The sequence below is a fragment of the Streptomyces sp. SID5643 genome, assembly GCF_009872555.1.
Classification (GTDB): domain Bacteria; phylum Actinomycetota; class Actinomycetes; order Streptomycetales; family Streptomycetaceae; genus Streptomyces; species Streptomyces iakyrus.
Genome location: NZ_WWIC01000133.1, coordinates 26,878 through 43,648 on the forward strand (window position 1 = coordinate 26,878; position 16,771 = coordinate 43,648).

Annotated in this window: 5 protein-coding genes; 4 read left to right on the forward strand and 1 reads right to left on the reverse strand. The window is 72.3% G+C overall.

The window, feature by feature from the left end:
• The 4 genes from GTY56_RS16570 to GTY56_RS16585 are packed head-to-tail and all read left to right on the forward strand — an operon-like array spanning position 1 to position 15,506.
• Complete coding sequence (locus GTY56_RS16570; RefSeq protein ID WP_161366158.1) at positions 1-1,059, forward strand: iron-siderophore ABC transporter substrate-binding protein; 1,059 nt, start codon at positions 1-3, stop codon at positions 1,057-1,059.
• A gap of 4 nt (positions 1,060-1,063) precedes the next feature.
• On the forward strand, positions 1,064-2,851 hold the full coding sequence (locus tag GTY56_RS16575) for an ABC transporter transmembrane domain-containing protein (protein WP_161366159.1): 1,788 nt from the start codon (positions 1,064-1,066) through the stop codon (positions 2,849-2,851).
• A gap of 57 nt (positions 2,852-2,908) precedes the next feature.
• Positions 2,909-13,816, forward strand: coding sequence for a non-ribosomal peptide synthetase (locus GTY56_RS16580; protein WP_161366160.1), 10,908 nt, complete (start codon positions 2,909-2,911; stop codon positions 13,814-13,816).
• The gene (locus GTY56_RS16585) at positions 13,806-15,506 is read left to right on the forward strand and encodes an ABC transporter ATP-binding protein (RefSeq protein WP_161366161.1); all 1,701 of its coding nucleotides are present in this window, start codon (positions 13,806-13,808) and stop codon (positions 15,504-15,506) included. The genes GTY56_RS16580 and GTY56_RS16585 overlap by 11 nt, the downstream gene beginning before the upstream one ends.
• A 76-nt stretch (positions 15,507-15,582) precedes the next feature.
• Here GTY56_RS16585 and GTY56_RS16590 read toward each other — a convergent pair whose 3' ends face one another.
• Positions 15,583-16,692: an alpha/beta hydrolase-fold protein gene (locus GTY56_RS16590; RefSeq protein ID WP_161366162.1), complete on the reverse strand. Its 1,110-nt coding sequence runs from the start codon at positions 16,690-16,692 to the stop codon at positions 15,583-15,585.
• Between the last annotated feature and the right edge of the window lie 79 nt (positions 16,693-16,771).

Consider the following 16,771-nt stretch of genomic DNA (forward strand, 5'->3'; position numbering starts at 1 on the left):
ATGCTCCTCCATCGAACGACGTCCCGGAAGCCATGGCGGCGGCTGGCGGCGGTCGTGTCCGCGGCCACCCTTGGCGTCGGTCTCCTCGCGGGATGCGGTTCCGACTCGGCGGACACGGCGGACAACAAGAACGAGGGCACCCAGACCGCGGCGGCCGGCGCGTTCCCGGTCACCGTGGAGCACGCGTTCGGATCCACGAAGGTCGAGAAGGCGCCCCAGCGGGTCGTCTCCGTCGGCTACACCGACGACCAGACCGTCCTGGCCTTCGGCATCAAGCCCGTCGGCATGGTCGACCAGTACCCCAACCCGCCGGGCAAGTCCCCCGACATCAACACCCAGTGGCCCTGGGTGAAGGACAAGTGGGGGGACACCAAGCCCGAGGTCATCATGAAGAACGGTGACTCCGGCCCCAACTACGAGAAGATCGCGGCCCTGCGGCCCGACCTGATCGTCGCGGTCTACTCCGAGATCGACCGGGCGGGCTACGACAAGCTCTCCAAGATCGCTCCCACGGTGGCCCGCACCAAGGCCGAGAAGGAGCCCTTCAGCGCCCCCTGGCAGGACAACGCCCTGCACATCGCCAAGGCCCTCGGCAAGGCCGACGAGGGCCAGAAGATGGTCGACGACATCCAGGGCAAGCTGGACGCGGCCAAGAAGGAGCACCCGGAGCTCGGCAAGCAGACCGCCGTCGCGCTGTCCTGGTACGAGAACTCCGTGGCGCCGTTCACCTCCACCGACGTGCGCGGCCGGCTCGTGACGGGCATCGGCTTCAAATACCAGACCGGGATCGACAAGGTCGCCGGGGGCAGCTTCTACACCAAGCTCTCGCCCGAGCGCATCGACCTCGTCGACGTCGACCGCATCTTCGTCATCAACGACAAGGCCGACACCGAGGCCCTGAAGAAGTTCAAGCTGTTCGCCAACCTCGACGCGGTGAAGAAGGGCAACGTGTCCTACCTGCTCGACAGCGAGGGGCCGGCCGTCGGCGCGGCCATCTCCCAGGGCACCCTGCTGTCCATGCCGTACGCGATCGACGAGCTCGTCAAGTCGGTCGAGTAGGGAAGTGAGCACCACCGACACGCGCGTCGCCCCGGCGGCCCTGCGCACGACGACCGGACGCGAGGCCGTCCGCTGGGTCGCGGGACACTGCCGGTCCATGCCCGGGCTCTCGGCCGCGACCGTGCTCACCACGGTCGCGGGGGCGGCGCTCCAGGTGCTCCCGGTGCTCCTGCTCGGCCGGGTGGTCGACGGGGTGGTCGGGGGCGAGGACCGTTCGGTCCTGGTCACGATCGGGGTGCTGATCGGTGCCGCGGCGCTGCTCGGCGCGGCGGCCACCGCGGTCTCCACCTACCTGATCGGACGGCTGGGCGCGGATCTGCTCGCGCGGCTGCGCGAAGGCGCCGTCCGGGCGGTGCTCGGCATGCCGAGCACGCGGATCGAGCAGGTCGGCCGGGGAGACGTGCTCTCCCGCGTCGGCGACGACGTGGCCGTCATCTCCAAGGGCATCCGCACGGCCGTCCCCACGGTGTTCTCGGCGGGCGTGCTGGTCGTCATCGCGACGCTCGGCATGTTCGGGCTCGACTGGCGGCTCGGCCTGGCCGGCGCCGGCGCGCTGCCCGCGTACGCCCTGGCACTGCGCTGGTACCTGCCCCGGTCCGCCCCGCTCTACCGCAAGCAGCGCGTGGCCCAGGCCGACCGGGCCCAGGCGTTCATCAGCGGCCTCAACGGCATCGACACGGTGCGCGCCTACCGGCTGGAGGGTGCCTTCCGCGAGAAGGTCACCGCCGAGTCGTGGCGGGTGCGCGAGCTCGGTATCGAGGTGTTCCGGTTCTTCGGCCGGTTCGTCGGCCGGGAGAACCGCGCCGAGTTCATCGGCCTGGTCCTGATCCTCGTGGTGGGGTACGCCCTGCTGGAGGCCGACGCGGCCAGCCTGGGTGAGGTGTCGGCGGCTCCGCTGCTGTTCCACCGGCTGTTCACCCCGCTGGGCGCCATCATGTTCACCTTCGACGAGGCGCAGAAGTCGGGCGCGAGCCTGACCCGCCTGGTCGGGGTGCTGGGGGAGTCCGCCCAGGAGCGGCTGGTCGGCGACGAGTCCGTCGCCGCGGCCGAAGCCGGGGCGTACCCGGTGACGGTCGAGGGGCTGACGTTCCGTTACCCCGGCTCGGAGGAACCGGTGCTGCGGGACGTGGACCTGACGATCCCGGCCGGCGGGTCCCTCGCCCTGGTCGGCGCCACGGGCGCGGGCAAGACGACCCTGGCCGCCCTGATCGCCGGTATCGGCACCCCGGAGGCCGGCTCGGTGCGCATCGGGACGACGGATCTCTCCGGCCTGGACGAGGCGGGGGCGCGGGCCCTGGTGAGCATCCTGACGCAGGAGACACACGTGTTCTCCGGCCCGCTCGCCGACGACCTGAGGCTGTCCGCGCCGGGGGCGTCGGACGCGGAGCTGATGGACGCGCTGCGCACCGTCGGAGCCGAGGGCTGGGTGGCCGCGCTGCCCGAGGGGCTGAACACCCCGGTCGGCGAGGGCGGTGAGCGTCTGGACGTCACCAAGGTCGCCCAGATCGCCCTGGCGCGGCTGGTGCTGGGCCGGGCGCCGGTGGTGGTGCTCGACGAGTCGACCGCGGAGGCCGGCAGCGAGGGCGCCGCCGAGCTGGAGCGGGCCGTACTGGCCGCGTGCGCCGGCCGGACCACGCTGTTCGTGGCGCACCGGCTGACCCAGGCGATGGCCGCGGACCGGATCGCCGTGCTCGACGCGGGACGCGTCGTGGAGCAGGGGACGCACGAGGAACTGGTGGCTCTGGGCGGCCGGTACGCACGACTGTGGCGGGCCTGGCGAGAGGGTAGTTAGGCAACCCTAATTTAGGTTAGCCTAACTCCACATTCTGGAAGGGACGCTGAGTCTTCGATGATGGAACCGCGCGCTCGTCTCGCACTGCTTTCGCCCACGCGTCTGGCCGATGTCCGCCGGCGGACCGGCGACTACCCGGACAGGACCATCACCGAGGCCTGCGCCATCGGCCTGTCGTACTGGGCGACCGGCCGCAGCCCCGAGGGCATCGACCTCACCCCGGGCACGCTCTTCGCCGACGTCCTCGGCTGGGTCGACAACGGCGGCCGTGCGCCCGGCGGTTGGGAGATCAGCCCCGACGGCCGCGGCATCACCGTCCCCGACGGTGTCGGAGCCGAGGACGCACAGCTCGCGCTGGACGACCTGGCCGACTTCCCGGACCGGCCGCTCGGCACCATCGGCCCCTCCAGCGTCGCGGCCAGGCTCCGCACCCTGGCCGAGTGGAACGACAACCGGGCCGACCGGGTCCGCCCCACCATCGTGGAGATGTTCCACGAGCAGGTCCGCACCCGGCCGGAGGCCGTGGCCGTCGTCGACGAGCGCAGATCCCTGACCTACCGCGAAGCGGCCGAGCGGGCCGGCCAGTTGGCCCACCACCTCCTCGCCCGCGGACTCGGCGCCGAAGAGGTCGTGGGCATCTCCCTGGCCCGCTCCGCCGACATGGTCATCGGGCTGCTCGCCGTGCTCCAGGCCGGGGCCGCCTTCGTACCGCTGGACCCGCAGTGGCCCGCCGCGCGCCGGGCCGTCGTCATCGAGGACGCCCGGGTCGTCCTCCAGCTCAACGCCTCGGGCGAGCACGACCCGGCCGAACCGGACGCCGTGGCCGTCGACCTGGGCGACTGGCGGTACGGCGCGTACCCGGCCGAGGGGCCCGGCGTCACCGTCCCCGGCGACGCACTGGCCTACGTGATCTTCACCTCCGGCTCCACCGGCCGCCCCAAGGGCGCGATGATCCGGCACGAGGCGATCAGCGAGCGCCTGCTGTGGCAGGTCGACGAGATCCTCGGCTTCGGACCCGACGACGCCTCACTGTTCAAGGCACCGCTGTCCTTCGACATCTCCATCAACGAGATCTTCCTGCCGCTGGTCTGCGGAGGCCGGCTCGTCGTCCTGCGGCCCGGCGGCGAACGCGACCCGCACCACCTGCTGAGCGTCATCGCCGAGCACCGCGTCACCTTCACGTACCTGGTGTCGTCCATGCTCGACGTGCTGCTGGAGATGGCCGGCGACTCCAGCCGCCTGGACAGCCTGCGGCACGTGTGGTGCGGCGGCGAGGTGCTCACCCCCGAGTTGTATGAGCGGTTCCGCACCAAGCTCGGCAACGTCCCCATGTACCACGGCTACGGGCCCGCCGAGACGACCATCGGCGTCTCCCACGTCATCTATCGTGGCGCCGCGGAGCGCCTGTCGACATCCATCGGCAAGGCCAACCCCAACACCCAGCTCTACGTCCTGGACGACGAACTGCGCCCCGTCCCGGTCGGCGTCGGCGGTGAACTCTACGTCGGCGGCTTCCTCCTGGGCCGCGGCTACGTGGGCGCGCCGGGCCTGACCGCCTCCCGCTTCGTCGCCAACCCCTTCGCAGGCGACGGCTCCCGCCTCTACCGCACCGGCGACCTCGCCCGCTTCGCCCCCGACGGATCGCTGGACTTCCTCGGCCGCGCCGACAACCAGATCAAGATCCGCGGCATGCGGCTGGAGATAGAGGACGTCGAGGTCGGCCTCGCCGAACACCCCCGCGTACGGCACACCTGCGTCGTCGCGAAGAAGAACGCGGCCGGCGGCACCTACCTCGTCGGCTACGTCATCCCCGCCGCCGGCGGCGCTCAGGAGCTGCGGGCGGACGAGGTCAAGGCGTGGGCCGCGGCCCACATGGTCGAGTACATGGTGCCCGCCCACATCGTCGTGCTGGAGGAGTTCCCCCTCACCGCCAACGGCAAGCTCGACCGCAACGCCCTGCCCGAGCCGGTGATCGAGACGGGCTCCCTCGTCCGCCCCGCCACCGACGACGAGCGGGCGGTGTGCGCCGCGGTCGCGGAGGTGCTGCGCCTCGAAGAGGTCGGTGTCGACCAGGACTTCTTCCAGCTCGGCGGCGACAGCATCCTGGCGATCTCCCTGCTGAGCGCACTGCGCGAACAGGGCCTGCACGTCACGGCACGGCAGATCTTCACCCACAGCACCGTGGGCGCGCTGGCAGCGGTCGCGAGCCGCGAGGACGTCTCCGCCGTCGACCACGCCGACGTCGCCACCGGCACCGTCGTGGGCTCGCCCATCGTGCAGTGGCTCGGTGAGACCACGGACGCCGTCGACGGCTTCGTCCAGTCGGTCGTCCTGAACACCCCGGCGGACCTGACCGCCGACGCCCTCGACGCCATCCTCACCGCCCTCGTCGCCCGGCACGACATGCTCCGCGCCCGGCTGGTGCGCGGCGAGCGCTGGAGCTTCGACATCCCCGAGGCCGACCGGGTCGTGCCCGCCCCGCAGCACAGCGACCTGCCGCTCGACGAGTGCGTCGCCCTCGCCACCGCCGGCCTGGACCCCGCGAACGGCGTGATGCTCCGGGCCGTCTGGCGCCCGTCGGCCCACCAGCTCGTCCTCGTCGCCCACCACGTGGTCGTCGACGGCATCTCCTGGCGCGTCCTGATGGAGGACCTGGCCACCGCCTGGCGGCAGTTCAGCTCGGGTGAGCCCATCGAACTCCCCCCGGTGGGCACGTCGTTCCGGCGCTGGACCCAGCTGCTGGAGCGCGCCGCGTTCGACGCCGACAGCTCCTCCTACCGGCGCCCTCTGCCCGGCGAGGACCAGCCGCTGGCCCGCCGGGCCCTGTCCGGGACCGACACCGTCGCGAACGAACGCCTGCGGACCGTCTCGGTCGGCCCCGAGGTCACGGCCGCGCTGCTGACCGAGATCCCGGCGAAGTTCCACGCCGGGGTCAACGACGTGCTGCTCACCGCACTCGCCGTCGCCCTCGCCCGACGCCGCCGCGACCTCGGGCAGGACCAGACCTTCGCCCACATCGAACTCGAAGGCCACGGCCGCGAGGGGCAGTTCGTCGCCGGCTCGGCCGGCTTCGAACCGGAACTCTCGCGCACGGTCGGCTGGTTCACCACCCTCTTCCCGGTGACCGTGGACCCCGGAACGGCACCCGACTTCACCACGCCCGCCTACCTGACCGCCGCGCTCAAGAGGGTCAAGGAGGACCTCGCCCGGGTACCGGACAACGGCGTCTCCTACGGCGCGCTGCGCTACCTCGCCCACAGCGAGTTCGACGCCCCCGCACCCCAGGTGCTCTTCAACTACCTCGGCCGCTTCGCCGCAGGCGCCCCCGGCGACTGGCAACTCGCCGGCACCACCGGCCAGCTGGGCGAGAAGCGCGATCCGCGGATGCGCCTGCCGCGCGCCCTGGAGTTCAACGCGATCGCCGAACCCGACGCCTCCGGCGCCTACGAGCTGGTCACCACCATCTCCTGGCCCGACGGCCTGTTCACCGACGCCGACATCACGGCCCTGGGCGACTACTTCCGCACGGCCCTGGCCGGAATCGCCGCGCTCGACCAGGGCGGCCACTCGCCCAGCGACTTCCCCCTGGTACCCCTCACCCAGGCCGACGTCGACGCCCTGGACGGCCCTGCGCTGCGGGACGTCCTGCCGTTGACCCCGCTCCAGGAAGGCCTCTACTTCCACTCGGTCTTCGACGACGACTCCGCGGGCGCCTACGTGGAACAGCAACTGCTCACGCTGGACGGCGAGGTGGACGCCGACCGGCTCGCCACGGCGGCCACCCGGCTGCTCACCCTGTTCCCGAACCTGGCCGCCCGCTTCACGGCCCTAGCCGACGGCCGCGTGGTCTCCGTCATCCACAACGGCGCCGAGGCCCCCTTCACCACCCTGGACCGCCCCGGCATCACCGACGAGGAGATACGCGACCTCGCCGAACGGGACCGCCGCAGCGGCTTCGACCTGGCCACCGGCCCCCTCATGCGGTATACGCTCGTCCGCGCCGGCTCCGGACGGAACGTCCTGGTGCAGACCGTGCACCACATCATCGCCGACGGCTGGTCCGTGCCGCCCATGCTCCGCGCGCTGCTCGCCGAGTACCACGCCCCGGGCACCGTCCACCCGACCGGCGGATTCGCCGACTACGTCCACTGGCTCGCCGGACGCGACGCCGACGAGAGCGACCGCGTCTGGAGCGCGGAACTCGCCGGACTGCCCGGCCCCTCACTGGTCGCCGAGGGGCACACCCCCTCCGACCGGTTCGCCGACACCGCCGTGGAGCCCGAGGGCGACATCGACGCGGCCGCCCGCGAGGCCGGTGTGCCGCTGAGCGTCGCCGTGCACAGCGCCTGGGCCGTCACCCTGGGCGGCCTCCTCCAGAGCCGGGACGTGGTGTTCGGCTCCACCGTCTCCGGCCGCGACGCCGACGTTCCCGGCATCTCTGACATGGTGGGCCTGTTCATCAACACCGTCCCGGTACGCGCCCGCTGGACCGCCGCCGGCACGGCCGGCGGCCTGCTCTCCGCGGTGCGGGACCACCAGAGCGCCGTCCTTCCGCACCAGCACGTCTCCCTGGCGCGCATCGGCCGCCAGGCCGGCGCCGGCTCCCTCTTCGACACTCTCGTGGTCTTCGACGTGGCCACCGACCTGGCCTCGCTCCGGCGCCCCGGCGACTCCCTGACCATCACGGACCTCGTCAACGAGGGCGCACCCCACTACCCGCTGACGCTGGTGGTCGAGCGCGCGCTCGACGGCCGCCCCCGCTTCAACCTCATCTACGACGGCGAACTGCTGGGCGAGACGGCCGCCCGGACGGTGCTGCACACGTTCACCCACGCGCTGACCGGCCTGCTCACCCACCCGGACACCCCGGTCGACGACCTGACGCCCGGGAGCGAGCGGCGTCCCGCGCCGGTCACCCCGGCCACCCTGGGAGCCCTGTTCGACACGGCGGCCCGCCGCGACCCGGCGGCCACCGCCGTCACCCAGTGCGGCCTCGACGGAGCCACCCGCTCCCTGACCTACGGCGAACTGTCCGGCCGCAAGGACGACCTGGCCGCCGCCCTGCGCGCGGCCGGGGTCGGCCCGGGCAAGCGGGTCGCCGTGGCCGTCCCGCGCTCCCTGGAGCAGGTCGTCGCCCTGGTCGCGATCGTCAGCGCGGGCGGCGCGTACGTCCCGCTGGACCTGGCCTACCCGGACGAACGGCTGGAGTACATCCTCGCCGACGCCGCCCCGCAGGTCGTCCTCGTCGGCCGGGACCAGCGCGACCGCTGCACGGAACTGCTGACCCGGGCGGGGGTGCCCGCCCGCGTGCTGGTGCAGGGCGAAGAACCCCCGGCCGCTGCCCCGGCGCCCGTTCCCGGGCCCGACTGGCACACCCCCGCCTACGTGATCTACACGTCGGGGTCGACCGGCCGCCCCAAGGGCGTCGTCGTCCCGCACTCCAGCGTGGTGACCCTGCTCGCGAACACCCGGCCGGACATGGACTTCGGCCCGGACGACGTCTGGGTCCAGTTCCACTCCTTCTCCTTCGACTTCGCCGTCTGGGAGCTGTGGGGCGCCCTGGTGCACGGCGGTGAGCTGCTGGTGCCCGAGTACGGACTGACGCGCTCCCCGGTGGACTTCCACCGGCTGGTCCGGGAGCGGGGCGTGACCGTTCTCAACCAGACCCCCTCGGCCTTCTACCAGTTCATCGAGGCGGACCGGCTCGCCGGTGAACCGCTGCCCGCGCTGCGCCGGATCATCTTCGGCGGCGAGGCACTGGACCCCGGGCGGCTGCGCGGCTGGGTCGAGCGGCACGGCACGGCGGCCCCCGAGCTGGTCAACATGTACGGCATCACCGAGACCACCGTGCATGTCACCCACCGGGTGCTGACCGACGACGACTTCGGCCCCGGCGACGACGTCAGCCCCATCGGCGGGCCGATCCCGGGCCTGGTCACCTACCTGCTCGACGACCGGCTCCGCCCGGTGCCGCCGGGCCGGGAAGGCGCCATCTACGTCGCCGGCGACCAGGTCTCCCTCGGCTACCTGGGCAGGCCCGGACTCACGGCGGGCCGCTTCGTGGCCAACCCGTTCAGGGCCGACGGCTCCCGCATGTACCACACGGGTGACCTCGCGATCCGCACCTTCGACGGCGAACTCCGCTTCACCGGCCGCGCCGACGACCAGGTCCAGCTCAAGGGCTTCCGCATCGAGCCGGGCGAGGTGGAGTCCGCGATCCGTGGACTCGCGGGTGTGGTCGACGTGGCCGTGACGGTGGCGGACACCGGGGACCATCTGGTGGCGCACGTGGTGGGCAGCGTGCCAGGTGATTTCGAGGGCCGGTTGGCGCAGAAGCTGCCTGTTCACATGATCCCGGGCACGGTCCTCAAGATCGATGCCCTACCGCTGACGATCAACGGCAAGCTGGATCGAAAGGCCTTGGCGGGGGGCGCCGTCAGGGGCGCGGGGAACCGCGCGACCAGCCCTCACGCACCCGCGGACGAGACGGCTGCGGTAGCCGCACTCACCAAGGTCTTCACCGAGACGCTGCCCGGCGCAGACGTGACCGCCGACACCGACTTCTTCCGCGCCGGAGGCGACAGCATTGTCGCCATCATGGTCGTGAACAGGGCACGGACACTCGGCCTGCCCATCACCCCGAGGGATGTCTTCCTGCTCAAGACGCCCCGCGCACTGGCGGAACACCTGGGTACGAACGCACCCCGCGCCACATCGGTGGTAGCCCACCGAGGGGACGGCCCCCTGCCCCCCACCCCGATCATCCTCCGCCAACGCGAACTCGGCGGCTCCCTCACCCGCTTCGCCCAGGCCAGGACCCTCCAGGCCCCCGAAGGCACCGGCTACGCCGACGCCGTACGCGCCGCGAACGCCGTGGTCGCCGCCCATCCGGCCCTGCGGCTGAGGCTCCGCACAGAGCACGGCGTGTGGACCGTCCGCACCGAACCGGCCCACGAGATCACCGTCGTACGCCCGGACACCATCGACGCGACAGCCGTGGCCGACGAGGCCGCCGGGCAACTCGACCCCGGATCCGGCGAGCTGATCGCCGTCGCGTGGCTGGAGGCGAGCCGCACCCTCGTCGTCACCGTCCATCACCTCGCCGTCGACGCGGTCTCCTGGCTGATCCTGCTCGACGACCTGGCCACGGCCCTGCGCGGCGAGCCCCTCGCGCCACCGACCACGTCCTACGCCGAGTACGCCGAAGCCCTGACGCTCCGTGCGACCCAGGACGCCGACGACCTCGGCCGCTGGGTCACCACCCTCCAGGCTCCCGAACTGCTCCCGCGCCCGGGGGCGTTGCGCAAGACGACGGTGGTACTCGCCCCGGACGTGAGCGGCAGCGTCACCCGCACCGCCCCCGCGGCACTCGGCCTCGGCCTCACCGAGCTGCTGTGCGGCGCCCTGCGCACCGCGCTGACCCGGATCCAGCCGTCACCCACCGACCTCGCGATCGACCTGGAGCGTCACGGCCGGGTCCCCGTCCTCGAACAGCACGACTACACCCGGACGGTCGGCTGGTTCACCTCCATCGCACCCGTGCGGCTCACCCCGCACACCGACCCCGTCGCGGCCGCGCGCGAGGTCGTCGAGCGTCAGCCGGACGAGGACGGGCACGTCGCCTACGGCCGGCTCAGGTACCTCAACCCGCAGACGGCCCCGCTGCTGACCGCCCGCCCGCAGGTGCTGTTCAACTACCTCGGCCGGGGCAGCGAGTCACAGGCGCTGCACCTCACCGGCGGCGACCAGGGCAGCCCGTACGCCGTCGAGGTCAACGCGTGGACCGACGAGGCCACCGGCAGCCTGCTCGCCGAGTTCGTCCTCGCCGAGGGCGTCCCGGACGAGATCACCGAGCACTGGCGGCACGCGCTCCGGCACCTCGCGGACGCCGCGACGACGGCCGAGCGCACCGCTCCGGTCACCCCGCTCCAGCGCGGCCTGTTCTTCCAGGCCCAGATGGCGGGTTCGGCCGGACACTACGTCGCACAGAACTGGTTCACCTTCGACCGGCGCCTGGACACCGGCGCGCTGGCCGAGGCCATGGCCCATGTGATCGCACGGCACCCGGTCGTCGGCGCCGGCTTCGGCACCGACGACGACGGAAACCCGGTGCAGCTCCTCAAGGCGGGCCGCAAGGTCGATGTCCGTACGATCGCCCTGGCGACGGACGCGGAGGTCGACGACCTGCGAGCCCGGGACCGCGACACGGGCTTCGACCCGGGGGAGCCGCCGCTGATCCGGCTGACCGTCGTGCACCTGCCCGGCGACCGGGACGGCCTGCTGCTCAGCTACCACCTGCTCCTGTGGGACGGCTGGTCCCGGGAGATCGTGCTGCGGGACCTCTTCGACGCCTACCGCGCCGTCCTGGCGGGTGAGCCCCTCGATGCGGCACCGGCGGTCCCGAGCTTCGAGGAGCACGCCCGCGCGCTCGCCGCCAAGGACCCGGCGGTGTCGGAGCGCTTCTGGGCGGACCACCTGGCCGGTCTCACCGGACCCACCCTGCTCGCCGGACCGGCACCGTCGTTCTCGGACGACCTGCCGAAGGCCCTCGTCCACACCCTGTCCGCCGAGCAGTCCGCGCTCGTCCGCGAAGCGGCCCGGACGCACGGCGTCACCCTGAACTCGGTGCTGACCGGCGCGTTCGGCCTGCTGCTCGGCGCGTACACCGGCCGCGCCGACGCGGTGTTCGGCGTGACCGTCTCCGGCCGTGACGGCGAGGGGCTGTCCGGGATCGTCGGCGTGCTGCTCAACACCGTGCCGATGTGGACGCGGGCCCGCCCGGACGACACGGTCCGCGCCTATCTGTCGGCCGTCCAGACGGCCCGGGTCGAGGCGATGGAGCACGAGCACCTCGGACTCGGCGAGATCCAGCGGGCCGGCGGACACGGCACCCTGTTCGACAACCTCTTCGTGCTCCAGAACTTCCTGGACATGGACGCCTTCGCCGAGATGAACGCCCGGCACGGCATCACCTCGGTCAAGGCGGACGACTCCACGCACTACCCCTTCACCTGGGTCGTCACCCCCGGCGACCGGCTCACGGTCAAGCTGGAGTACCGCGACGGTGACACGGGCAACGCCCGTCGTCTCCTCGCCGACTACCTGAGCGTGCTGGAGGACGTGGCCAGGGCGACCGGGCCGGTCGGCGCGCTGCCGGGCCTGGGGCCGGTGCCCGAGCCGGGCGAACGCACCGATGTCGGCACCGACACCGTCGTCGACCGGTTCGACCGGGCCGCCGACCGCGACCCGCAGCGGGTGGCGCTCGTCGCCCACGGCGCGACGATGACGTTCGCCGAACTCCAAGACCGCAGCCGCACGCTGGCCGGAGTGCTCGCCGCGCGCGGCATCGGCCCCGAGACGACCGTCGGACTGGCGATCCCGCGCTCCCTCGACTGGATCGTGGCCCTGTTCGCCGTCCTGCGGGTCGGCGCGGCGTACGTGCCGCTGGAGCTGGACCACCCGGACGAGCGGATCGCCGCCATCGTCGAGGACGCCGGGCCCGAGGTGACCCTCACCGTGAGCGGCGTGTCGCCCCGGCTGACCGGCGAGCTGATCGAACTCGACCGGCCGCTTCCCGAGGCCGAGCCGTATCCGACGTTCGCGCCGGACGACCCCGACCGGCTGCGGCACCCCGCGTACACGATCTACACCTCCGGTTCCACCGGTAAGCCCAAGGGCGTGGTGACCGAGTACGCCGGGCTCACCAACATGCTGATCAACCATCAGCGCCGGATCTTCGAGCCCGTGCTGGCCGAGCACGGCCACCGGACCTTCAAGATCGCGCACACCGTGTCCTTCGCCTTCGACATGTCGTGGGAGGAGCTGCTGTGGCTCGCCGACGGCCACGAAGTGCACATCTGCGACGAGGAGTTGCGCCGGGACGCGCCCCGGCTCGTCGCGTACTGCCTGGAGCACGGGATCGACGTCGTCAACGTGACGCCGACCTACGCGCAGCAGCTGGTGGCCGAGGGCCTGCTCGACAACCCGGACCGGCGGCCGGCGCTGGTGCTGCTCGGCGGTGAGGCCGTCACACCGGCACTGTGGCAGCGGCTCGCCGACACCGAGGGCACGGTCGGCTACAACCTGTACGGGCCCACCGAGTACACCATCAACACCCTCGGTGTCGGCACGTTCGAGTGCGCGGACCCGGTGGTGGGCGTCGCCATCGACAACACGGACGTGTACGTCCTGGACCCGTGGCTGCGGCCCCTGCCGGACGGCGTTCCCGGTGAGCTGTACGTGTCGGGCATCGGCATCGCGCGCGGCTACCTCGGGCAGCCCGCCCAGAGCGCGCACCGCTTCGTGGCCTGCCCGTTCGGAGAGCCCGGTGAGCGCATGTACCGCACCGGGGATCTGGTGGTCCGCCGGCCGGACGGCAACCTGATGTACCTGGGCCGCACCGACCAGCAGGTGAAGATCCGTGGCCACCGGGTCGAACTCGGCGAGGTCGAGGCCGTGTTCGCCGCGCACCCGGCGGTACGGTTCGCCGCCGCGGTCGCCCAGCCCGACCCGCAGGTCGACGGCGCCCACCGGCTGGCCGCCTACCTGGTCCTGGACGGGGCGGATCTGGCGACCGTCGCCGCCGACGTGGGCGCCGGACTGCCGGACTTCCTGCGGCCCACGCACTACGCCCAGGTCGACAGCATCCCGCTCACGGTGAACGGGAAGGCTGACACCAAGGCGCTGCCCGAGCCCAAGCCGCTGGGCGCGCTGACCACGGTGGGGGAGCGGGGGCCCGAGACCGAGACCGAGACCGTGGTGTGCGAGTACTTCGCCGAGGCACTGGACCTGGACGACGACGAGGTGAGCGCGGTGAGCGACTTCGTGTCCCTGGGAGGACACTCCATGCTGGCGGTACGGCTCGTCGGGCTGCTCCGCCGCGAGTACGGTCCCGTGATCACGATCCGCGATCTGTTCACCCTGCGAACCCCGGAAGCGATTGCCCGCCACCTCGATGACAACTGACACGCAGCGGCCCCGCGAAGGGGCCGCCATCCTCCGCACGGCCCTGCGCCGCAATATCGGCGCCATGGCCTGGGGCACCCTCCTCATGGGGCTCTACCAGGCCGGTGAGACGGCCTTCCCCATCGCGCTCGGCCTGATCGTCGAGCACACGATGCAGGACGGCCGCAGCCTCCGGGCGCTCGCCCTGTCGATCGGCGCGCTGGCCGTGATCATCACGACGGTGTCGCTGTCGTGGCGGTTCGGCATGCGGATCCTGCAGAAGGCCAACACGACCGAGGCGCACCGCTGGCGGGTGAAGGTCGCGGCCTGCGGCCTGCAACCCGTGGCCCGGGACGTCGACCTCAAGTCCGGCGAGGTGCTGACCATCGCCACCGAGGACGCGGACCAGACCGCCGACATCATCGAGGTGGTGCCGCTGCTGATCAGCTCGCTCGTCGCGGTGCTGGTCGCGGCGGTCGCGCTGGGCCTGGCCGACATCCGGCTCGGTCTGCTGGTGATCGTGGGCACCGTCGCGATCCTGTCGATCCTCAGCGTGATGTCGAAGCGGATCGGCAGCAGCACCCAGGAGCAGCAGGCCCGGGTGGCGCGGGCGGGCGCGAAGGTCGCCGACCTGATCACCGGCCTGCGTCCGCTGCACGGCTTCGGCGGCAACCACGCGGCGTTCCGGTCCTACCGGACGGTCAGCACGGAGGCGAAGCACCAGGCGATCACCGTGGCCAAGGTGAACGGCGCCTACGCCGGGACCGCGCTGGCCCTCAACGCCGTCCTCGCCGGCGCCGTGACCCTGACGGCGGGCTGGCTGGCCTTCGAGAGCCGGATCACCATCGGGGAACTGGTCATGGCCGTGGGCCTGGCGCAGTTCATCATGGAGCCGCTCAAGCTGTTCTCGGAGATGCCCAAGTACGTGATGATCGCGCGTGCCTCGGCCGCGCGGATGGCGCTGGTGCTGTCGGCCCCGCCGGTCATGACCCCGGGCACCGAACAGCCCTCACCCGGCGGTGACCTGGAGATCGACTGCGTCCGCCACGGCACCCTGACCGACCTGACGTTCCGGGTGAAGGCAGGGGAGTTCGTCGCCATCGCCCCCTACCAGCCCCGCGCGGCGGCCGACCTCGCCGCCGTCCTGGCCGTGCGCGTCCCGCCCGCCGCGTACGGGGGAACGGTGCGGATCGGCGGCCGGGAGCTGGCGGACCTCTCGGTGGCGGCGGTCCGTGAGCACCTGCTGGTCAACCCGTACGACGGGGAGATCTTCGCGGGCACCCTGCGCACGAACATCGACCCCTCGGGCACCAGCCGCACGGTCCCCGACGCCGTCGAGGCGTCCATGCTGACGGACGTCGTGGCCCTGCACCGCGAGGGCCTCGACTACGGCGTCCGCGACCGGGGCGCCAACCTCTCCGGAGGCCAGCGCCAACGCCTGTCCCTGGCCCGCGCCCTGGCCGCCGACAGCGACGTCCTCGTCCTGCACGACCCGACGACGGCGGTGGACGCGGTCACCGAACAGCTCATCGCCCGCAACGTGGCGAAACTGCGCCGGGGCCGTACGACGATCGTCATCACCAGCAGCCCTGCGTTCCTGGACGCGGCGGACCGGGTCCTGGTCCTGGACGACGGCACGATCACAGCGGAGGACACCCACCGCAACCTGCTGGCAAGGGACCAGGAGTACTGCTCGGCGGTGGCACGCTGACGTTACAAGGGGGCCGGGGAAACGGCCTCAGGGGCGCGGGGAACGGCGCGATCAGCCCCCACCGCCCCGCACCCGACTACGAACCGAGGGCCCAGCCCACATCCCTGAGCAGCGCATGACGCCACCCCGCCCGGTCATGCCCCGACGCGGACCGCGACACCCGCACGGTCGCCCCGGCCCGCTCCACCAGACCCTCGGTCACCTCACAATGGGGCAGCATCCGGTCCTCGTGCTCCCCGACATCGAACGCGACCCGCAGCCCCGACAGATCCACCCCCGCCCGCAACCGCTCGGCGATCACACCCCCCACCGGACCCCCCAGCGGATCAGCCGCCCGCAGGGCATCCGGCGTCCACCAGAACGACCCCGACTGACACGCCACCCGTGACACCAGCCCGGGAAACTCCAGCGCCGCGTACACCGCACTCAGCCCCCCGAGACTCTGCCCGGCGACCACCAGCCGCTCCAGGTCGGCGGTGACGCCCGACTCCGCGACCAAGGGCAGCAGTTCGTCGCGCACGGCCTCCCACAACTCCGGCCGGCACGTGAACTCGGCCGCCCGGTCCTTGGCAGGCAGGAAGACCAGTGTGACCGGCGGCATGTCACCGGCCGCCACGGCCGCGTCGAACGCGGTCACGGCCGGATGCAGATACAGCCAGTCGTCCCCGTCGAGCAGCAGCACCACCGGCCCGCCACCCCCCGCCGGATGAATCCGCACGGTACGCCGCCCGCCCAGCCGCTCACTCGCCCAGCGGATCCGGGTACGCGGCACGGGCAGCACCGCATCGGCCCCGAGGACGGGCCAGTGCGGCTGATCCGGGGCGTCCGGCGTCGCGGCGACGGACCGTTCGCCGCCCGCCCCGGCCGGGTTGAAGGGGTCGGCGTGGGAGACGTCCCCCGCCACGAACCGGTATGTGACGCGCAGCCGTTCGGGCATGGACACCTCGGCGTACCAGCAGTCGGTGTCCTTCCAGCGGCGCAGGGCGACCGGCTCCGACCAGCTCTCGAACTCGACGGTCACCGGCGACGACCCGCGCCACAGGAACAGGGTCACCCAACCGCCGCCGCCCTCGGCGGGCACCGACGAGGGCGCCCCCACCGCGGCCCAGAACGCGTCACTGCCGGGCGCGTCCGGCAGCCCGAAACCGGCGAACACGCCTTCCCTGTCGGCCGCGGCCACGTGCATGAACGTCTCCTTGTGAGAGGGAAGGACCAAGGGCTAAGCTCCGTCAATTAGGCGAGCCTAACCTAATCTTGGCCTTCCG